Annotated in this window: 15 protein-coding genes; 7 read left to right on the top strand and 8 right to left on the bottom strand. The window is 73.4% G+C overall.

From position 1 onward, the window contains the following. The first annotated feature begins 3 nt into the window (after nt 1-3). The 4 genes from yczE (at nt 4) to ABTY59_RS27685 (ending at nt 3,528) form a co-directional block, all read left to right on the top strand. A complete protein-coding gene (yczE, locus tag ABTY59_RS27700; protein WP_352021756.1) occupies nt 4-726 on the top strand; it encodes a membrane protein YczE in 723 nt (240 codons plus the stop codon). Beyond that, nucleotides 723-1,487, top strand: coding sequence for a glycerophosphodiester phosphodiesterase family protein (locus ABTY59_RS27695; RefSeq protein WP_352021755.1), 765 nt, complete (start codon nt 723-725; stop codon nt 1,485-1,487). The genes yczE and ABTY59_RS27695 overlap by 4 nt, the downstream gene beginning before the upstream one ends. Nucleotides 1,488-1,527: 40 nt before the next feature. Further along, nucleotides 1,528-2,898, top strand: coding sequence for an MFS transporter (locus tag ABTY59_RS27690; protein WP_352021754.1), 1,371 nt, complete (start codon nt 1,528-1,530; stop codon nt 2,896-2,898). Nucleotides 2,899-3,153: 255 nt separating this feature from the next. Next, complete coding sequence (locus ABTY59_RS27685; RefSeq protein WP_015032218.1) at nt 3,154-3,528, top strand: RNA polymerase-binding protein RbpA; 375 nt, start codon at nt 3,154-3,156, stop codon at nt 3,526-3,528. A 259-nt stretch (nt 3,529-3,787) separates the two neighbouring features. Here the strand turns inward: ABTY59_RS27685 and fxsA are convergent, their stop codons facing one another. The 4 genes from fxsA to ABTY59_RS27665 form a co-directional block, all read right to left on the bottom strand. Then, nucleotides 3,788-4,381: an FxsA family membrane protein gene (fxsA, locus tag ABTY59_RS27680; RefSeq protein WP_352021753.1), complete on the bottom strand. Its 594-nt coding sequence runs from the start codon at nt 4,379-4,381 to the stop codon at nt 3,788-3,790. A 73-nt stretch (nt 4,382-4,454) separates the two neighbouring features. Further along, the gene (locus ABTY59_RS27675) at nt 4,455-5,231 is read right to left on the bottom strand and encodes a polyprenol monophosphomannose synthase (protein ID WP_093877140.1); all 777 of its coding nucleotides are present in this window, start codon (nt 5,229-5,231) and stop codon (nt 4,455-4,457) included. A gap of 469 nt (nt 5,232-5,700) precedes the next feature. Beyond that, nucleotides 5,701-7,338, bottom strand: a complete 1,638-nt coding sequence (locus tag ABTY59_RS27670; protein ID WP_352021752.1) for an amidohydrolase — start codon at nt 7,336-7,338, stop codon at nt 5,701-5,703. Nucleotides 7,339-7,406: 68 nt separating this feature from the next. Further along, on the bottom strand, nt 7,407-7,847 hold the full coding sequence (locus ABTY59_RS27665) for an Lrp/AsnC family transcriptional regulator (RefSeq protein WP_215071913.1): 441 nt from the start codon (nt 7,845-7,847) through the stop codon (nt 7,407-7,409). Nucleotides 7,848-8,072: 225 nt separating this feature from the next. Here ABTY59_RS27665 and ABTY59_RS27660 point away from each other — a divergent pair, with 225 nt between their 5' ends. Then, nucleotides 8,073-8,441 (top strand): hypothetical protein, encoded by a 369-nt coding sequence (locus ABTY59_RS27660; RefSeq protein ID WP_352021751.1) that lies wholly within the window; start codon nt 8,073-8,075, stop codon nt 8,439-8,441. Nucleotides 8,442-8,445: 4 nt separating this feature from the next. On the opposite strand, the gene ABTY59_RS27655 is transcribed toward ABTY59_RS27660, so the two are convergent. Beyond that, a complete protein-coding gene (locus ABTY59_RS27655) occupies nt 8,446-9,543 on the bottom strand; it encodes a phosphotransferase family protein (protein ID WP_352021750.1) in 1,098 nt (365 codons plus the stop codon). A gap of 10 nt (nt 9,544-9,553) precedes the next feature. Next, nucleotides 9,554-10,675 carry an Rv3169 family protein gene (locus tag ABTY59_RS27650; RefSeq protein WP_469541111.1) on the bottom strand — a complete coding sequence of 374 codons (1,122 nt, stop codon included), beginning with the start codon at nt 10,673-10,675 and terminating at the stop codon, nt 9,554-9,556. 144 nt (nt 10,676-10,819) lie between these two features. Here ABTY59_RS27650 and ABTY59_RS27645 point away from each other — a divergent pair, with 144 nt between their 5' ends. After that, the gene (locus tag ABTY59_RS27645) at nt 10,820-11,182 is read left to right on the top strand and encodes a hypothetical protein (protein WP_352021749.1); all 363 of its coding nucleotides are present in this window, start codon (nt 10,820-10,822) and stop codon (nt 11,180-11,182) included. On the opposite strand, the gene ABTY59_RS27640 is transcribed toward ABTY59_RS27645, so the two are convergent. Both ABTY59_RS27640 and ABTY59_RS27635 read right to left on the bottom strand, forming a co-directional pair. Further along, nucleotides 11,145-12,320: an acyl-CoA dehydrogenase family protein gene (locus ABTY59_RS27640; RefSeq protein WP_352021748.1), complete on the bottom strand. Its 1,176-nt coding sequence runs from the start codon at nt 12,318-12,320 to the stop codon at nt 11,145-11,147. The genes ABTY59_RS27645 and ABTY59_RS27640 overlap by 38 nt on opposite strands. 106 nt (nt 12,321-12,426) lie before the next feature. After that, nucleotides 12,427-12,573: an SCO1431 family membrane protein gene (locus tag ABTY59_RS27635; protein ID WP_352021747.1), complete on the bottom strand. Its 147-nt coding sequence runs from the start codon at nt 12,571-12,573 to the stop codon at nt 12,427-12,429. Between the two features lie 488 nt (nt 12,574-13,061). Between ABTY59_RS27635 and ABTY59_RS27630 the strand changes: the two genes are divergently transcribed. After that, nucleotides 13,062-20,474, top strand: coding sequence for a polymorphic toxin type 27 domain-containing protein (locus tag ABTY59_RS27630; protein WP_352021746.1), 7,413 nt, complete (start codon nt 13,062-13,064; stop codon nt 20,472-20,474). Nucleotides 20,475-20,538: the final 64 nt, after the last annotated feature.

The following is a 20,538-nucleotide window of genomic DNA, read 5'->3' as shown; positions in this document are numbered from 1 at the left end:
TCCTTGTCCATCGCCTCCGGTCTCCGCGGCCGGCACCTCACCCGCCGACTGGTCCAGCTCTACGCGGGGCTGACGCTGTACGGGGTCAGCTCGGCGCTCCTCGTGCGCAGCGGGCTCGGCCTGGAGCCCTGGGGCGTCCTCCACCAGGGTCTCGCCGAGAAGAGCGGGCTCACCATCGGCGTGGTGTCGATCATCGTCGGCGCGGTGGTGCTGCTCCTGTGGATCCCGATCCGGCAGCGTCCCGGCCTCGGCACGGTCTCCAACGTGTTCGTGATCGGTCTGGCGATGGACGGCACCCTGGCCCTGGTCCCCGGCGTCGACGGTCTGGCCGGGCGGGTGCCGCTGCTCGCGCTCGGCATCGTCCTCAACGGGGTCGCCACCGGCCTGTACATCGCGGCGCGGTTCGGGCCCGGCCCGCGCGACGGCCTGATGACCGGTCTGCACCGGCTCACCGGCCGGTCCATCCGGCTCGTGCGGACGGCGATCGAGGTGGTGGTGGTCGCCACCGGCTTCCTGCTCGGCGGCTCGGTCGGCGTCGGCACGGTGCTCTACGCGCTCGCGATCGGCCCGCTGGCCCAGTTCTTCCTGCGCTGGTTCGCCGTCCCCGAGCGGGACGCGGGGGAGGTCGCCCCCGGCGCGGACGGCGCCGCCCTCACCCCCGGGACGGGCTCCGTCTCCTCCCCCGTCGCCGCCGGGACACCGGAAGGCGCCATACTGCGGCCGTGACTCGCGTACGCCACCCCTACCTCGACCATCCCTCCCCCCTCGCGTTCGCCCATCGCGGCGGCACGGCGAACGGCCTGGAGAACACCGCGGCCGCCTTCCGCCGGGCGGCGGCGGCGGGCTACCGCTACTTCGAGACCGATGTGCACACGACCTCGGACGGGGTGCTCGTCGCGTTCCACGACGCGACCCTCGACCGGGTGACGGACACCTCGGGCAGGATCCGCGACCTGCCGTGGTCGGCGGTGCGGGAGGCCCGGGTCGCCGGGAAGGAGCCCCTGCCGCTCTTCGGGGACCTCCTGGAGGAGTTCCCCGAGGCCCGCTGGAACGTGGACCTCAAGACGGAGTCGGCCCTCCACCCGCTGATCGACCTCATCCGCGAGCGGAACGCCTGGGACCGGGTCTGCGTGGGCTCCTTCACCGAGTCCCGGGTGGCGCGGGCCCAGCGGCTGGCCGGTCCGAGGCTGGCCACGTCCTTCGGGGTGCGCGGGGTGCTCGGGCTGCGGCTGCGCTCCTGGGGCATCCCGGCGGCGCTGCGGGCCGGAGCCGTGGCCGCGCAGGTCCCGGAGCGCCAGTCCGGCGTCCCGGTGGTCGACCGGCGGTTCGTGCGGGAGGCGCACGCGCGCGGGCTCCAGGTGCACGTGTGGACCGTGAACGATCCGGCCCGGATGAACTCTCTCCTCGACCTGGGGGTGGATGGCATCATGACCGATCATCTGGAGACGCTGCGCGGCGTGCTCACCGACCGGGGAGCGTGGGTCTGAGCCGCGTCCCGACCACGGGGACGAACAAGGGGGCGCGGCCGTGACCGCTGACACCATCGAGCCGGAGGAGTACGCCGCCGGCCCCGCCGAGCGGCGGCGCGAGCAGCGCGGCTGGTACTTCTACGACTTCGCGTGCTCGGTGTACTCGACGAGCGTGCTCACCGTGTTCCTCGGCCCCTACCTGACGTCGGTGGCGCGGGCCGCGGCCGACGCCGAGGGGTTCGTGCACCCGCTGGGGATCCCGGTGCGGGCCGGCTCGCTCTTCGCGTACGCCGTCTCCGCCTCGATCGTGGTCGCGGTCCTGGCGATGCCCCTGGTGGGCGCGGCGGCCGACCGCACGGGCCGGAAGAAGCCGCTGCTCGCGGCGGCGGCGTACGTGGGGGCGGCGGCCACGACGGGGATGTTCTTCCTCGCGGGCGACCGCTATCTCCTCGGCGCCTTCCTGCTGATCGTCGCGAACGCGTCGCTGTCGGTCTCGATGGTGCTCTACAACGCCTATCTGCCGCAGATCGCGGAGCCCGACGAGCGGGACGCGGTCTCCTCGCGCGGCTGGGCCTTCGGCTACACGTCCGGCGCGCTGGTCCTCGTCCTGAACCTGGTCCTGTACTCGGGCCACGACTCCTTCGGGCTCACGGAGGGCGAGGCCGTCCGGATCTGTCTGGCGTCGGCCGGTGTGTGGTGGGGCGCCTTCACGCTCGTGCCGCTGCGGCGGCTGCGCGACCGACGGGTCCGTCCGCAGGGCGCCGCCGAGCGGTCCGAGGGGGCGGTCGGCAGCGGATGGCGCCAGCTGCGGGCGACACTCAAGGACATGCGCCGGCACCCGCTGACGCTCTCCTTCCTCCTCGCGTACCTGATCTACAACGACGGCGTGCAGACGGTGATCTCACAGGCCTCGGTGTACGGCTCGGAGGAGCTGGACCTCGATCAGACGACGCTCATCACGGCGGTGCTGCTGGTCCAGGTGCTCGCGGTCGCGGGGGCCCTCGGGATGGGGCGACTCGCCCGGGTGTACGGCGCCAAGCGGACGATTCTGGGCTCGCTGGCGATCTGGACCCTGATCCTGGCGGCGGGCTACTTCCTGCCCGCGCGCTCGCCGGTGTTCTTCTACTGCCTGGCGGCCGCGATCGGCCTGGTGCTGGGCGGCAGCCAGGCCCTGTCCCGCTCGCTGTTCTCGCACCTGGTGCCCAGCGGCAAGGAGGCGGAGTACTTCTCGGCGTACGAGATGAGCGACCGGGGGCTCAGCTGGCTGGGTCCGCTCGTGTTCGGTCTCGCGTATCAGCTGACCGGAAGCTACCGGGATGCCATCATCTCCCTGGTGATCTTCTTCGCCGTCGGTTTCGCGCTGCTCGCCCGGGTCCCGGTCCGGCGCGCCGTGGCGGCCGCGGGGAACCCGATACCCGACCGTATTTAGACGTGGCGGTGAAAGGGCGGTAGTGTACGCGTTTGGCCTGCCAGGCGGACCGTTACTGCGTGCTGCTTTGGTGAAGACACCGGGTCACATCTGCCGTCAGATGTGACAAAACGGGCACTGGTGGGTACAACAAGGGGCGGCACGACGGGCGACGCATGACCCGGCACGGGAATCTTTACCGCCGACCGGACGTTGACCGGATAACGACGACAGCGACACCTGTCCTGTGGGCGACAAGCCCGGGAGGCACGATTCATGAGTGAGCGAGCTCTTCGCGGCACGCGCCTCGTGGTGACGAGCTACGAGACCGACCGCGGCATCGATCTGGCCCCGCGCCAGGCGGTGGAGTACGCATGCGAGAAGGGGCATCGGTTTGAGATGCCCTTCTCGGTCGAGGCGGAGATTCCGCCGGAGTGGGAGTGCAAGGTCTGCGGAATCCAGGCACTCCTGGTGGACGGGGACGGACCTGAGGAGAAGAAGGGCAAGCCTGCGCGTACGCACTGGGACATGCTCATGGAGCGGCGCACCCGCGAGGAGCTGGAGGAGGTCCTCGCCGAGAGGCTGGCCGTCCTGCGTTCCGGCGCCATGAACATCGCCGTGCATCCGCGCGACAGCCGCAAGTCCGCCTAGCGGACACCGCGAGAGCACAACGCCGCGGGGCCCGGTACACCCATCGTGTACCGGGCCCCGCGGCGTTCTCGCGTCCGCATCACGTACGGGGCCCCGCGGCGTCCTCGCGTCCGCATCACGTACCGGGCCCCGCGGCGTCCTCGCGTCCGTCCCTGCCCGCGGCCGGCCCGGGGGGCGAGGCCGAGGCGCCCCGGAACCCCCGCACGCCACCGTGCCCCGCTCCCGGAGTCAATCGGGAGCGGGGCACGGACGGTGAAGGTCAGGGAAGCAGGGGCGGGCGCGACTCGTCGGCCCGGCGCGGGCCCTGGGGCGCCTCCTCGCGGATGACCTCGCCCTGGACCACCTTTCCGTCCGGCCGGTGGATACGGGCCTGCTTGAAGGCGTCCTGGAGGCTGCCGGGAGGGGCGGCGCTCATCCGGCGCTCCACGGCCCTCTCCGTGTACCGCCCGAGGAAGGAGCGGACCTGCGGCACGAGCAGGAGCAGGCCGGCCGCGTCGGAGAGCAGGCCGGGGATCATCAGGAGCAGGCCGCCGAGCATCAGGAAGCCGTTGCGGTCGTCCGCGCCGGCCCGGTCGGCGGGCGAGGGCGTCACGCCGGCCTGAGCGGCCGCCTGGGCCTGCTGGAAGGTCGAGGTGAGGTTCCGGAAGGCGCGGCGCCCCGCCCGCTTGACGACGGTGGCGCCGAGGACGGCGCCGCCGACGAGCAGGGCGAGGACGGTCAGTGCGCCCGCCGCGTCCGCCACCACCGTGAGCAGCCAGATCTCCAGGACCAGCCAGGCGGCGACGCCGAGCGGAAGGAAGGTGCGCGCGCGGGAGCGCTTGGGGGCGAGGGAAGGCTGTGCGCCGGTCGTCATGGTCCCCAGTGTGCCTGGCGGCCCGCCGGAACGTCGTAAAGGAGAGATCAGTGGGGGGCCGCCCCGAGGGAGGTCAGGAGGGCTTGCGGCCGAGCAGCTTGCCGACCTTCTCCGCCCGCGCCGTCAGCCCCCAGCCGGTGACCCGCCACAGCGCCTCGACGACGATGTTGCGGCTCATCTTCGAGTCGCCGACCTCGCGCTCCACGAAGGTGATCGGGACCTCGACGACGTGGAAGCCCGCGGCGACCGCGCGCCGGGCCAGGTCGACCTGGAAGCAGTATCCGGCCGAGGCCACGTCCTCCAGGCCGAGGCCCTCCAGGGTCTCCTTGCGGAAGGCCCGGTAGCCGCCGGTGACGTCGCGGATGGGCACGTCGAGCATCACGCGCGAGTAGAGGCTGCCGCCCCGGGAGATGAACTCGCGGGACTTCGGCCAGTTCACGATCCGGCCGCCCGGTACCCAGCGGGAGCCGAGGACCAGGTCCGCGCCCTTGAGGGCGGTCAGCAGCCGCGGCAGCTCCTCGGGCTGGTGGGAGCCGTCGGCGTCCATCTCGACGAGGACGCCGTAACCCTGCTCGATGCCCCACCGGAAGCCGGCGAGGTAGGCGGCGCCCAGCCCCTCCTTGCCCTTGCGGTGCAGCACGTGCACATGGTCGTCCTCGGACGCGATCTCGTCCGCGAACTTGCCCGTGCCGTCAGGGCTGTTGTCGTCGGCGACGAGAATGTGCGCCTCGGGTACGGCTTCCCGCACCCGCGCGACGATCGGCTTGATGTTCTCCGCCTCGTTGTAGGTCGGAATGATCACCAAGGCCTTGCCGAGCGGGCCGTAACGCCTCTGGCCACCGTCGTTCACTACTGCCCCTTCGGATACATACGCAGGCCCCCACCATAGCGAGGTCCCCGGAGTGCTCCGGCGCGGCGGGTCGATGGTACGGCGTGACGGGGCGGCTCTCGCGGGGCGCGCTGCGCGGGTGGCGTGCGGTGCGGGGCCCGGCGTCCTTCGGTCCGACCTGGGATCCGCTGGCTGCGGGTCGACCGAGAGCCGTTGTCTACTGAACGTCCGGGCCCCACCCGGGTCGCACCTTCCGCCGGAGAAACCTTCCCTCGCGGCCGAGGCACGGGCGGCGTTCGGCTAGGTCGTGAGGATGCGGTCCGGTCGGACGTCCTGTGGTGGACGCCGTGAACCTACCCGCCTCTGACGGGCGACTGTCAACACCCGCTTGACCTGCGGATACTCCCGAAAAGCCCAGGCCGGAGGGGAAGATCCGCAGGTCGGGGACAAGCGTGCGGGAGAGGGGCGCCGGGTGCGAAATGTCCCCACATCACTCGTTCGGCCGTACGAACACCGTCTGTCCGTACACCACCGTGCGCAGGCAGACCGGAAGATCGACACCGGGCGACAGATCGGGCAGACCGGGCGTTCCGGACCGGGGATCGGTGGACCAGCGGGCGACCCGGTCGTCGGGCGCCTGGACGACGAGCTCCTCGGTGCGCCAGACCGCGTAGTCGGCGGGGGCGCCGGGGACCAGCGTCCCGGCGTCGTCCCGGCCGACGGCCCGCCAGCCGCCCCGGGTGTGGGCGGTGAAGGCGGCGCGGGCGGAGATCCGGTGCTCGGGGGTCCGGTGGAAGGCCGCGGCCCGGACGGTGCCCCAGGGGTCGAGCGGGGTGACCGGGCTGTCGGAGCCGAAGGCCAGCGGCACACCGGAGCGCAGGAGCGCGGCGTACGGGTTGAGGGTGCGGGCCCGCTCGGCGCCGAGCCGGTCGGCGTACATGCCCTCCTCGCCGCCCCAGAGGGCGTCGAAGGCCGGCTGGACGGAGGCGGTGAGGCCCAGCTCGGCGAAGGCGGCGATCGTCTCGGGCGTGAGCATCTCGACGTGTTCGACGCGGTGCCGGGCGGCCCGGATCCTGGCCAGGCCGAGCTTCTCGGCGGCCGCCCGGACGCCCTCGACGACAGCCGACACGGCGGCGTCGCCGATGGCGTGGAAACCGGCCTGGAGGCCCGCCTCGGTGCAGGCGACGACGTGCAGCGCGATGGTGGCCGCGTCCAGGTGGGCCGAGCCGCTGTGCCCCGCGTGGTCGGCGTAGGGCTCGTGGAGGCAGGCCGTGTGGGAGCCGAGCGAACCGTCGGCGAACAGGTCGCCCGCGGCACCGAGGGCGCCCAGGGCGCGCGCCCGCTCGACGTCGAGGTCGGCCCAGTACCCGACGACCCGGGGCCCGGCCTCCTCGCGCGCGAGGTCCAGCAGGCCGGTGAAGTCCTCCTCGGAGGAGATCCGCGGCCCGCCGCACTCGTGCAGGGTGCCGATGCCGAGGGAGGCCGCGTGGGCGCGGGCGGCGCGCTGGGCCTCGGTGCGCTGGTGCGGCGACACGGCACCGAAGGCGGCCGCGCGCACGGCGTGGTGGGCGTCGCCGGTGAGCGGCTGCCGGCCGTCGTGGAAGCCGTCCAGGTCACGGATGCCGGGCACGAGGTCGAGGAGGGCGGTGGTGACGACGGCCGAGTGGACGTCGATCCGGGTCAGGTAGAGCGGACGGCCGCCGGTGAGTCCGTCGAGCTCCTCGCGGGTGAGCGGGCGGCGCTCGGGCCAGCGCGAGGCGTCCCAGCCGTGGCCGATGAGGATGCGGTCCTCGGGGCGGGCGGCGGCGTGGGCCCTGATCAGCTCCGCGGCCTCGGCGAGCGAGGCGGCACCGGACAGGTCGAGGCCGGTCAGGGCGAATCCGGTGGCGGTGGTGTGCACATGGGCGTCGACGAACGCCGGGGTGACGAGCGCGCCCTCCAGGTCGACCACCTCGTCCACGCCGGACGTGAAGGCGTCGGCCGCTCCCTCGGAGCCCACCCAGGCGACGTGCCCGCGCTCCACCACCATGGCGGTGGCGAAGGGGTCGGCGGGGCTGTGGACTTCTCCCCCGCGCAGCAGCACGGTGCGGTGGTCGCCGGGAGACGCGGGGGGCATGGACTCGCTCATGGCACCAGGCTAGGACCTGCCGGGACCCGGTTTGTCCGGCAGGTCCCCCTACCCAGGGGCGGGGCGCGTCAGATGCGCGGCGGCCTGGCCTCGTACGGCGTGGACAGGACGACGGTGGTGCGACTGGACACCCCGGCCTGGGAGCGGATCCGGCTGAGCAGGTGCTCCAGCTCCAGCGGCGTGGCGACGCGGACCTTGAGGATGTAGTTCTCGTCACCCGCGACGCTGTGGCAGGCCTCGATCTCGGGGATGTCGGCGAGCCGGTCGGGGGTGTCGTCCGGGGCGCTGGGGTCGAAGGGTTTGACCGAGATGAACGCGGTGAGCGGCAGGCCGACGGCCTCCGGGTCGACGACGGCGGCGTAGCCGCGGATGACACCGCGCTGCTCCAGGCGGCGGACGCGCTGATGCACCGCCGACGTGGACAGGCCGGTGGCCTTGCCCAGGTCGGTGTAGCTCATGCGCCCGTCCCTGACGAGCAACTCCACGATCTGACGATCCAGCTCCTCCATGCGGTGACCCTATGGCCCCGGAGCGGCGGGGGCACAGCCGGGGCCCGCCCCTATGGGCCGCTATGGGCGGTCACGGGGCACCTGCGACGGGCATGTGACGAACGCCACAGGTTTGCGCCCGGCCCGGGGCATCGCCTCACGGTTATGCGGAGTGCCGCATGGGAAGTGCTTGCTGTGGTCGAGGCCGCACAGATCCGGCCGACCCAGCCAAGGGGGAGATTCCCAATGCAGGAGCCTGTTGATTCGGTCGACACGTCCGACGAGCTCGACGCGTACGACACCTTTGAGATGTTCCGGGTCGTCTGCCCGGAGTGCGTGCAGCCCATCGCGCTGCTCGCGGACGAGGACGCACTGCCGGAGCACGCGCTCTGCCCGACGCCGTGGAACCCCTTCGTCCTGACGGTCTGCCCGGGCACGGGCCTCGCGGCTTCCGAGGCCCGCCCCGCCGACGACGTCCTGGGCGTCCAGGAGCAGGACACCGCGCTGCTCCTGACGCTCCCCCAGGGACTCGACTGGCGCACGCAGCCCTTCTCGCACGTCGGCGGTCCGGGCTCGCGTCCGATCCGGGTGCCCCAGATGCGGCGCGCGGCCTGAGCCCCTACGGCTCCCAGTAGTCCCCCCGCACCATGGCCGCGAGCGTGGCGTGGTGCAGGATCAGGCCGTCCGGGTCACCGGGCACCTCGACCTCGCCGAAGTGGGCCTGGCGGTACGCGATCCTGAGCATCACGATCGCGTGCCGCAGCGCCGCGTAGAGCGTGTGGAACTCCATGTCGCGCGGGGTGTGCCCGGTCAGTTCCGCGTACCGCCGTTCGACCGCGTCGCGCCGCAGGAACCCGGGGAGTCCGGGCTGGCCGAAGCCGACGGTCAGGTCCTGGAAGAAGCGGTGCAGATAGACCGCCCAGCCGAGGTCGACCTCGCGGGGGACGTACGCCGCCATCTCCCAGTCGAGGACCGCGGCGGGGGTGAACCCGTCGTAGACGATGTTCCCGATGCGGGCGTCGCCCCAGCCGAGGACCGCAGTCCCCTCGTCGGCCGGCCAGTGGCCCTCCAGCCAGTCGAACGCCGACTCGATGAGCGGCGAGGGCGCGAGCCCCTCCACCACCCAGGCGTAGTAGGCGCGCTGGGCGTCGACGTGCCGGCGCAGCGGGCTCCCGGCGCCCTCGGGCAGCAGGAACTCGGCCTCCTTCGCGGGGAACTGGTCGTGCAGCCTGGCCAGTACGGAGACGGACTCGGCCTCCAGGTGGGCGCGTTCGCCGTCGGTGGCGGCGTGCAGCCAGTTCCCCTCGTACGTGTAGGGCATGACGTCCGGCGGGACGCGGCCCTCGGCGCGGGCCATCACGAAGAAGGGGGCGCCGAGCGGTTCGGGGTCCTCCTCCAGCCAGAGCACGCGCGGCACGGGGACGTCGGTGTGCTCGCCGACGAGCCGCATCACCCGGTGCTGGCGCGCCATGTCGTAGACGGGGAAGACGGTGTACGCGGCGGGGTCGGCGGCGAGCCGCAGGGCGCAGCCTCGTACGGGGGCGTCCGGGTGGTCGATGTCGAAGAGCAGGGTCTCGCTGGACATGCCGTTGGAACCGGGAGTGGCGAGACCGGTGATCCGGGCTCCGGGCAGGTGCCGCTCCAGCCAGGCGGTGAGCCGCCGGCCGAGCTCCTCGGGGTCACGGGTGGTGGTGCGGGGGCGCGGGGCGGTGGCCAAGGAACGCTCCTCAGGGGGCTGTGGACGTGTAGTCGGCGAAGCCGCTGGGATCGTGGCGGCCGAAGGAGCCGTGCTCGAAGATGCCGTAGCCGGTGCGGCCGTCGAGGGTGAAGCGGGCGGCGTGGTCGGTGACCCCGTAGGCCGCCATCGGGTGGGCGGCGGGGTCGGAGAGGTCGTAGACGCGGCGGTCGGTCCAGCCGCGGCCCTGCCAGGTGCCGTGCTGCCAGTCGGTGGCGGGCGGGTATCCCGCGCCGACGGCGAGCGGTGAGGAGGCGAGGATCTCGACGCCGATCTCCAGGGGCTTCCCGGCGGGGTCGGCGAGGTGGACGGTGGCCCGCTCGGGGTGGCGGGTGCCGGGGCGGTACGTGATCTCGGTGCGGGGCCAGCCGAGTTGGGCGTCGCGGTGGCCGTTGCGGACGAGCAGGGCCTCGTTGAGGGTGCGGTACCCGTCGGCGTCCTCCTGGGCGATGACCATGAGGAAGCGGTCCTCGAAGCGCATCGGTATCCAGAGCCAGTGGAAGCCCTCGGGGCGGAACTCGGCGGCGCGGCCGGGCTCCTCGCCGGGGATGGGGCGGACGCCCCAGCTGCGGTCGCGGGTGCCGGTCCACTCCCCCGCCGTGACGGCGAACTCCTCGCCACCGGCCCTGATGGTGCCCTCGCAGTGCCCGGCCTGGACGAACCGGCGGCCTTCGAGGGTGAGCCGGCCGCCGTGGCGCTGGGTGTGGTGGGGCTCCCACACGGTGGGGAAGTCGCCGGTCCAGGTGAGGTCGAAGGACAGCCCCTGGGGGTCCTCGGGGTCGGCCGCGCAGTGCAGGGAGAGGCGCTTGAGGGGTTCGTCGACGGTGATCGTCAGCGGGCCCACGGAGAGGTGCGTGCGGTCGTCGCCGAGGGCGTCGGAGGCGCGGACGGCGTGCAGCCGGTCTCCGGTGCGCAGGGTGGCGTAGGCGTCGACGACCCCGGCGTTGGGGTAGACCCCGAGACCGGCGATGAGCAGGGCCCGTCCGGTGTGGTCGAAGACGTGGAAGATGCACCGGTCGTAGGCGTTTCGGTCGCCGCTGACGTGGTGCTTCATCGAGAGCGGTGCCTGGTGCACGGGGTATTCGTCGAGCGCGACGGGCCGGTCGTCGTCCACGGCTGACCTCCTGATCGGCAAGTGGGATCTGACGGTACGTCAGGTCTCGCCCGAGGGGCCAGAGTCGTGCAGCGGGTACCGGACGAACTGCCGCTCGAATCCGCTCGGCGGTGACCCCGGCCGCCGGGGCGCGTTGGTCCCGGTATGACCACGCTGTACACCACCCCCAGCGGTTACGGTCGGCACCGGCAGGCCGAACCGCGCGGTGAAGAATCGGTTCGCCAGTCGACGGCCGCGGCACCGGCGACCGCACCCGCGCCTGCCCCCGTTCCCGTCCCGGTGCCGGTCCCCGTGCCCGGACAGGCGCAGCCGCAGCCGCACCTGAGGCCGCCCGTCGCCACCGACCCGCCCATCTACCGGGACGTGCTCTCCCTCTGGGCCAGCCAGGGCCGCACCCTGCCCGGCCACCGCGACCAGGAGTGGGCCCGGCTCGCCGCCGGACCCGTCTGGGCGGACCGCACCGTGCGCGTCAGCGGGACTCTGGTCCGACCAGGTGACGGGCGATGACCACGCGCTGGATCTGATTGGTCCCCTCGACGATCTGGAGCATCTTCGCCTCGCGCAGATACCGCTCCACGGGGAAGTCCGCCGTGTAGCCGTAACCGCCCAGCACCTGCACCGCGTCCGTCGTGACCCGCATGACGGCGTCCGTGCAGAAGAGCTTGGCCATCGCCGCGCACCGGCCGAAGGCCCGCCCCTCGTCCCGCAGCCGCGCCGCCTCCAGGTACAGCGCCCGGCCGGCCTCGACCGCGGTCGCCATGTCGGCGAGCAGGAAGCGCAGCCCCTGGAAGTCGCCGATCGGCCGACCGAACTGGCGGCGCTCCCTCGCGTACGAGACGGCCGCGTCCAGGGCCGCCTGGGCCAGGCCCACGGCGCAGGCGGCGATGCCGAGCCGCCCCGAGTCCAGGGCGTCGAGCGCGATCGCGAAGCCCTGGCCCTCCGCGCCGAGGAGCCGGTCGCCGCCGACCCGCACCCCGTCGAAGTGGAGCTGCGCGGTGGGCGAGCCCTTCATGCCCATCTTCCGTTCGGGAGGGGCCGCGCTCAGCCCCGGCGCGTCCCCCGGCACCAGGAAGGCGGTGACACCGCGCGCGCCCGGGCCGCCGGTACGGGCCATGACCGTGCAGAAGTCCGCGATCCCGCCGTGGGTGATCCAGGCCTTGGTCCCGTCGATCACCCAGCCGCCGTCCGCCTCCCGCACGGCCCGGGTCCGCAGGGCCGCCGCGTCCGATCCGGCCGAGGGTTCGGAGAGGCAGTACGCGCCGAGGAGCCCGCCGCCCAGCATCGCGGGCAGGTGCGCGGCCCGCTGCTCCTCGGTGCCGAAGCCCGCGAGCGCGTGGCAGGACAGGGTGTGGACGCTCACCCCGAGCCCGACGGTGAGCCGGGCGGCGGCGAGCTCCTCCAGGACCTGGAGGTAGACCTCGTACGGCTGTCCTCCCCCGCCGTACTCGGGGTCGTACGGCAGTCCGAGCAGCCCGGAGCGGGAGAGCAGCGCGAAGAGCGCGCGGGGGAAGCGGCCGGCGGCCTCCTCCTCGGCGGCGTGCGGGGCGATCTCCCGGTGGGCGATGTCACGGACGAGGGCGAGCAGTTCCCGGGCCTCGTCGGTGGGCAGCCGGCGCTCCACGCCGTCCGCGGTGGTGTCGGCCATGACCGGACGCTCCTCCCTGCCTGCCGGGCGCGCGCGGGGCGCGGCGACCGGGGGGAGTATGCCCGTTCCGTACCGGGGGATCACACGGCCGTCGGGGGCTTCGTCCTCACATGAGGCCCGCCCGGGTGACGAGGACGGCGAGCAGGACGACCAGGGTCCAGCCGAGGACCTGCTCCAGGATCTTGGGGCCGTCCTCGCGGGGGCCGCCCGTCCGGGCGCGGGCGAGGAGGCGGGAGTGGGTGGTGGAGGTCATGGCGACCACCTTGCGCCACGGGGGCGGCCGCGGGGTAGAGACGTCGGTCACGTCCCCCGAGGCCGCCCCATCGGCCCGGACGGCCCTGCGGGCCTCCGGCGCCTTGTCCCGCCGGGGCGCGGCGCGGCCGGGGTGGCGACGGCAGCGGCGCCGCCTGTGCCCGACACCACTCGCCCCACTTCACCCCACAGCGGCAAAGAGATGGTCAAAGTGGTGATCATTTTGTCCGCCGACGGGCTGGACTGAGGTGTTCGCGGAGTTTATTTGATCTTCACGCGCGGCCGCACGACGTGACATGGTCACGGCGTAAGCGGCAGCCGCGTCTCATGGGGGGAGAGGCGCCGAGCACGCAGGCCTCGTCCTGCCGGTGCTCCACGGCGGCCTGTGACCCCATCCCCGATGCTGCCGGACACCCGTAGAGATCGGCAGACACAGAAGTGCCATGGGTCCGAGGCGTCGGCAGACGCAGACATCGCTTCAGAAACCTGGTGGCCCGCACCACCAGCGCCACAGCCCTCCTCACCGCAGCGGCCGTACTGACCGGCCTGGTCCAGGCCGTGCCGGCGGCGGCGGCCGACACCGTGCCGGAGGAGGACACCGGCTGGTTCCGCAGCAGCGTCGGCTACCAGCGGCGGGTCGACCGCTGTCTGGCCGCCGAGGCGCTGCACTTCGGCGGTCCCCTGCAGAAGGCACGCGCCATCCAGGGGCTGACCGGCACCCAGGAGGAACTCCGCTCGACCGTCGTCAGCGCGGACACGATCGGCTACGGACCGCTCGGCCAGGCCTCCTGGGAGGACGGCCGCGCCGCCCAGGCGTACAGCGACATGCTCTCGGAGCGAGGCGGCGCGCTGCAGAGCGCCAATGACCCCTACGTCCGCTCGGCGTGGGAGAGCGACGCCATGGAGTGGCACGTGCCGGCGTTCGGCGCCGACGTCACGCGCTTCACCCTCGAGACCCAGCCCAGGATGTCGAACCTGGGCTCGGACGAGCACAGCGTCCCCAGCCCCGAGGCGATAGCCAAGGCCAAGGAGGTGGCCAAGGAGAGCGAGGGCAAGGACGCCTCCCACGACATGGCGTCGGGCTGGATGCTCTCGGACGACCAGGTCAACGTCAGGGGCTACGCCTACGGGACGACCGCCACCGACATCGCCGCCTACCTGAAGCGCGGCGGCTTCCCGACCCTGGCACCCGTCAAGGACTCCGCCGAGTACCGCGTCGAGGTCGAGGACCAGAAGCAGGCCTGGTCCGCCTGTGACAGCCAGAACCCGTTCGACCCGCGCCGCGTGCTCAACGAGCCCGTGATGACCGCCATGGTCGAGTGGGAGGTGGAGTACGCCGGTCAGGCCGCCCAGCGCGCGAGGATCATGCAGGCGGACGCCGACGCCGGCACCGCGACCCGCGCGGCCACCGACGACATGATCAACGCGATCGGCCGTGCATGGGCGGTCGACCAGATCCTGACCTGGCGCGCGTACTGGACGGACAAGCTCGCCCGGGACCCGAACACGATCTTCGAGAAGCCCGACCAGGCCTTCTATGCCAAGGCCGATGCCGACCTCGCGCGCTACCGGTCGGAGATCGCCGCCCTCGTCACGTCGGCGAAGGCCCACGCGGGCACGGCGGCCACGGCGGCGCAGACGGCCGTGACCGCGCAGCAGGAGGCCTGGGCCGTCGCCGACACGAACCACGTGCCGCGCGGCCGGGGCCTGATGTACGCCCAGCAGTCCGTGCAGGTCGCCCGCGCCTCCGCGGCCGCCGCGACGGCCGCGGCGAAGGCGACCGAGACCGCGCTCGCCGCGGCCAACGCGTCCGTCGCCACCAGCGACGCGCTGCTCGCCAAGGCGCAGACCGAGTCGCACGCGGTCGGCGCCGAGTTCCGCCGCGTCGCCGCGCAGGAGGCCGCCGCCCAGGCGAAGGCCGCCGCCGACAGCGCCGAGGCCAACGCCACGGCCGCCGCCGAGAGCGCGAACACCGCCAAGGCCGCCCGTACGACGGCCGAGGACAAGCGCGACAAGGCCAAGGCCGCCGCCGGCACCGCCGCCTCCGAGCGGGCCAAGGCCCAGACGGAGCAGGCCACCGCCGTCGCCTCCCGCACCAAGGCCGCCGCCGAGCGCGCCAAGGCCGCGACGGCCGAGCAGCACGCCGCGACCGAGCAGGCCTCGGCCACGAGCGCCGACACGGCCGCCGGGACCGCCGCCACCCAGGCGGCGGCGAAGCGGAAGCTCGCGAACGAGAAGGCGAAGACCGCCCAGGCCGACCGGGAGAGGGCCGTCGCCGCCGCGCAGGCGAAGCAGGCCACGGCGGCTCGTGCGGCGGCGCTGGAGACCGCTGCCTCCGCTGCCGAGGGCACGGCGGCCGCCGCGGAGACCCGCGCGGCCGCGACCGCCGCCCGTACGGCCGCCACCGAGGCCGCACAGGCCGCAGCCGCCGCGCAGACCGCCGCCGACCAGGCCACCGCCGCCGCCGTCAGCGCCCGCACGGCCGCCACCACGGCGGAGGGCGCGGCCAAGCGGGCCGAGGCCGACGCGAGCAAGGCGTGGTCGGCGTACTACGCCTCCCTCAAGGCGGCCTCCGCCGCGCGCGCCGCGGCAGCCACGGCACTCGACGCGACCCAGGACGCGGCGATCCGCGCGGGCAACGCCGCCACGGCCTCGAAGAACGCCGAGGGCCTCGCCAGGAAGGCCCGGCAGGAGGCCGTCGCCGCCGAGAGCGACGCCACGGAAGCCGTGAAGTCGGCGGGCGTCGTGGTGGGCCGCGCCCACGCGGCCGGTCAGGCGGCACTCGTCGCCCGGGACGTCGCGACGAACGCGGTCTCCGCCGCCGACGAGGTCCTCGCCATCGGTTCGCCGTACAAGGAGAAGGACACCTCGGCGGCGTTCGCGATGCTGGTCGGCCAGTCGTCGAGGACGATCGCCGAGCAGCAGGCCGCCGCCGCCGCGGCCAAGGCCACCGAAGCGGCCGCAGCCGCGGAGTCCGCACAGCAGACCGCCGCCCGGGCCACGGGCGACGCGAAGATCGCCGCCGAGGCGGCCGCCGCTGCCGCCACCGACTCGGTGCGCGCGGCCGGGGCCGTGACGCGCGCCCAGGCGTCCGCCGCCGAGGCCTCCGAAGCGCACAAGGGCGCCACCACCGCCTCCGACGCCGCCGAGGGTCACGCCGAACAGGCGGCGACCGACGCGGCGTCCGCCCGTCTCACCGCGGACGGCGCGAGCGACGCGGCCACCGAGGCCGAGCGCGAGGCCACCGACGCCGAGCGGCACGCCGCCGAGGCGAACGAGAAGTCCGGTCGGGCGGGCGAGGCCGCCGACGAGGCCGCGGACAAGGCCGCCGGGTCCGAACAGGCGGCCAAGGACGCCGAGTCCAAGGCGTCCGACGCCGCCGGCGACAGCACCGCCGCCGAGGAAGCCGCCGCGCAGGCGGAGAAGGACCAGCGGACGCGCAACGAGGCGTCGCACAAGGAGGCGCTCGCCGAGGGCATCACGCCCGTCAAGGGCGGCGCGGACAACTGGCCGGCGCTCGGCGCGCGCGAGGAGAAGATCCTCCTCGACGCCTGTGGCCAGACCTGTGTCGACGACTACCGCAAGGGCCTCGCGGCCGTCTCCGTGAACGTCGTCGAGTGGGCGACCGCCCACGGCGGACAGATCCTCTTCGAGCAGCTCGACCCCGCCAAGGTGAAGGCGTGCCTGCCGGCCGCGTACGTCGACCAGTGCCTCTGGGCGCTGGTGGACGTCCCGTCGTCCTCCGTGATCGTGGGGCGCATCCCCGCGCTCGCGCAGGCGATCGAGAAGGTCTCCGACGGCATGCAGACGATCTTCCGCGACGCGGACGACGCCCTGCGCCGGCTCAACGAGCTGACGGCCGTCCTCCGTGAGGTGCGCTCCACCCCGCGCCTCAACCGGTGCCTCGCGGGTGTCGCCCTGCACGCGGGCGGCGCGAACATGAAGGCCAGGGCCATCGAGGCGCTGACCGGTACGAACGACGACCTGCAGGCGACCATCGGCGACGCCGGCCTGATCGGGTTCTTCCCGCTGGGGCAGGCCTACAGCCGGGACCGGCAGGCCGGTTACGCCTACCGGGACGCCTTCGCGGCGCGTGAGGCCCTCCTGGAGGACGCCAACCGTCCGTACGCGATGAGCTCGTTCGACGACGGGATCACGCTGCACGCGCCGCGGTTCGGCGCCGACGTCCTCGAGTTCACGCTCTCCACCCAGCCGAAGGTGTCCGCACGTCTCGGCTGGGACGGTCACACCAACGCGAGCCCCGAGGCGGTCGCCAAGGCCCGGCAGATCACCGAGCAGAACCGCGGCAAGGACCCCTGGCGCGACTTCGCCGCGGACTTCATGCTGCTGGACTTCCGTGTGAACAGGGCCGAGTACGCGGACGGCACCACGGGCAGCGACGTGGCGTCCTACCTGCGGCACGGTGGCTTCCTCGACAAGAAGCCCGTCGAGGGGACGCCCGAGTTCCGGGTCGAGGTGGAGAACCTCAAGCAGGCGTGGTCCGCGTGTGACCACGCCGATCCGGTGGACCCGCGCAACGCCCTGAGCGAGGCCGTCTCCCAGGCCTCGTACGAGTGGGAGCTGGAGTACGCCGGTCAGGCCGCGCCGCGCGCGGTCATCATGCAGGCGGAGGCCGACGCCGCCGCCGCGACCCGCGCCGCGACCGATGCGATGGTCGAGGCCATCGGCCAGGCGTGGCGCGCGGACCAGATCCTGCGCTGGCAGAAGTACTGGCACGACCGTCTGGAGGCCGATCCGGACAACATCTTCAAGCCTGAGCAGGCGCTGTTCGACAAGGCGAATGCCGACCTGGCGAACGCCCGGGGCAAGGTCCAGGCGCTGGTCGCCACCGCCAAGGACCAGGCCACCGCGGCCAACGCCGCCGCGCAGCGCGCGGTGACCGGCCAGCAGCAGGCGTGGACCATCGCGGACGCCTCCGAGGTGCCGCGGGGCCGGGGCCTGATGTACGCCCGGCAGTCGGTGCAGGTCGCCCGCGCGTCCGGTGCGGCCGCGACGGCCGCCGCGAAGGCGACCGAGACGGCTCTGAACGCGGCGAACGCCACCGTGTCGACGTCCGAGGCGCTGCTCGCCCTGGCGAAGACCGAGGCGCACGCCGTGAACACCGAGTTCCGGCGGATCGCCGCGCAGGAGGCCGCCGCCCAGGCGAAGGCCGCCGCCGACAGCGCGGACGCCTACGCGGCTTCGGCCGCGGCGAACGCGGAGACCGCGAAGAAGGCCAAGGAGAAGGCCCTCGCGGAGGAGCAGGACGCGAAGAACGCTGCGGCCGACGCGCAGGCTCAGCGTGCCGTGGCCGAGCTGGAGCGCGCGAACGCGGCGGCCTACCGGGCCACCGCCGAGCGTGAGCGCGACAAGGCCGCCGGCCACGAGGCGGACGCCGTCGCGCAGGGCCGGATCGCGAGCGACGCCCGCGCCTCGGCCGAGACGGCGGGATCCACGGCCTCCTCCAAGCGGGCCGTCGCCGAACAGGCGGAACGCGACGCGGTCAGCGCCCGCGACAAGGCCCGTGAGGCCGAGCAGCGCCGGGACTCGGCGAACGCGAAGGCGGCGGCGTACGAGGCCAAGGCCGCCGCGGACGAGGGCACGGACGCCGCGACCGCTTCGCGCACCGCGGCGACGGACGCCCGATCCGCCGCCAACGAGGCGACGACGGCGGCCACCAGCGCGCGTTCCTCGGCGGACGCGGCCACGGCCGCGGCCACCGACGCCCGCGAGGCGGCCACCAAGGCGCAGGGCGCCGCGTCCCGCGCCAGGGCCGCGTCCGACAGCGCCTGGGCGTCCTTCTGGATCGCGTCCGGCGCCGCAGCGGCGGCGCACGCGGCGGCGGCCGATGCCATCGACGCCTCTCAGGACGCGGCGGCGGACGCGAAGGCCGCCAAGGAGCAGTCGGAGAAGGCGTCCGCGGCGGCGAAGGTCGCCAAGACGGAGGCCGCCTCGGCCCGTTCCGAAGCGACGCAGACCGCTGCCTGGGCGGCGACCACGGCGGGCAAGGCGCTCGCCGCGGTGCAGTCCTCGCTCGCGGCCCGTGACTCCGCGGCCGCGGTGACCAAGCCGGCGAACGAGGCGATCGCGCTCGGCGGTCCGTTCCAGGAGGTCGACAGCTCCGCGGCGTTCGCGGTGCTGACCGGCCAGCAGTCCCTGACCATCGCCCAGCAGCAGGCCGCCGCGGCGGCAGCCACGGCGAACCAGGCCCAGGCGATGTCCGCCGAGGCGAAGGCGCTGGCCGACCAGGCCGCGGCGGACATGAAGCTCGCCGCCGAGGCCTCCGCGGCCGCCGCGACGGACGCGTCCCGAGCGGCCAAGGCCTACCAGCGGGCCCAGTCCTCGGCCACCCAGGCCGCTGCGGAGGCCCAGGACGCCCAGGCCGCCGCCGGCCGTGCCGACGGCTACGCCACCACGGCCGGAACCGCCGCGATGGCGGCGGGGTCGGCGGCGACGCAGGCCGAGTCCGACGCCGCGGCGGCGGACGCGGCGGCGACCGAGGCGGAGAAGGACGCCGCCAACGCCCGTGCCGTGGCCACCAAGGCCGAGGAGGACGCCGCCAGCGCCCGCGCCACCGCCACCAAGGCGGAGAGCGACGCGACGGCGGCCGAGACGGCCGCGTCCCACGCCCGGGAAGCGGCGGAGGAGGCCCAGGCCGCCGCCGACCGCACCGAGACGACCGGGGACAAGGAACAGATCTCGCAGGGTCTGACCACCGGGATCGGCGACGTGTGGGTGGTCCTCGACCACATCGAGTACATCGGCGAGCCGACGAACGTCGTCAAGAAGAACTGCAACCCGATCATCCACATCGGGGACTGCACGATCACGGCGACCGTCACGTACAAGTCGCACGTCGACGTGTACATGTGCGCGGCCTCGCCCGAGACGTACTTCGGGCGCTGCCCGCAGGCGGACACCGTCTACCTCGGCCGCGAAGTCACGGACCCCAACACGGAGCAGCTCAGCTACACGCTGTCGATGGTCGAGTTCAACTCGGGCATCGACCCGGTCGACGTCCTGCTCGGCGACTTCATCGGCTGTGCCAAGAAGATCACGCCGGGCGGCGAGTCGGGCAGTTGGGGCGACTGCGCCTGGGCGGCCAGCTGGTTCGTCGCGGGCCCGCTCTTCCGGGCCGGCAAGGCCGCGGTGTACGCGCTGGACGCGGCGCTCCGGACGGGCATCGGGTTCATGGACGCCTACCGGGCGCTCCGCACGATCGGTCTGACCGAGGCCGCCGTCCAGGGCATCCTCAGCCGGATCTTCCGGAAGGCCGGCGAGGCGTGCGAGGTGGCCGCGCCCGGGACCATGTCGCTCGCGAGCTTCAAGGTCACGCCGCTCGCCGCGTCGTCGGGTGTCGACGACGTCGTCGAGAAGTGCCGCGCCATCCTCAAGGACATCGTCAAGGACGGCGACAAGGTGGTCCTCGGCGTCAATCCCGGTTCGAACGAACTGGCCAAGTCCCTTGGTGCGTTCACGTTCAACGCCGAAAAGTACGGAACTCAACTGCCGGCAAGCATGGGGATGGGCGAACGCCCCCTCTGGACAGTTGGCGTGGAGAGGGCCGTGGAGAATCCCAACGTGAAGCTCTCGGTGTCCCTGGAGGGAGTCGAAGACGCCAGAACCGCTGACGAAGCCCTGACCATGCTCCTGCAGCGAGGGGAATCGATCGCGGCCAACGACTGGGCTCAGATCCGGTCCTCCGGCTACGGAACGGCGTGGGAGATGGTCAAGCTCCGTGCGGCCCTCCGGATGGAGTACCGCAACTGGGCCTCCATCCAGTGGTACATGGTCAAGCGCGACGCGGCAGGCAAGCCGGTGCTCGACAATGTGGGCAACAAGGTGTACGAGGAGGTCTTTCCGACGCGCCTGACGTACGCCAACGGGGTACCGGTGGACTAGTGAGAGTGAGCGCATGAAGAAGGGGGCCTCCCCGGTGCCGGCACCGGGGAGGCCCCCTTTGCGT

Source organism: Streptomyces sp. NPDC096079 (genome assembly GCF_040303145.1).
Classification (GTDB): Bacteria; Actinomycetota; Actinomycetes; order Streptomycetales; family Streptomycetaceae; genus Streptomyces.
The sequence above is the reverse complement of the archived record's forward strand: the minus strand, read 5'-3'. Positions and strand labels throughout refer to the sequence as shown.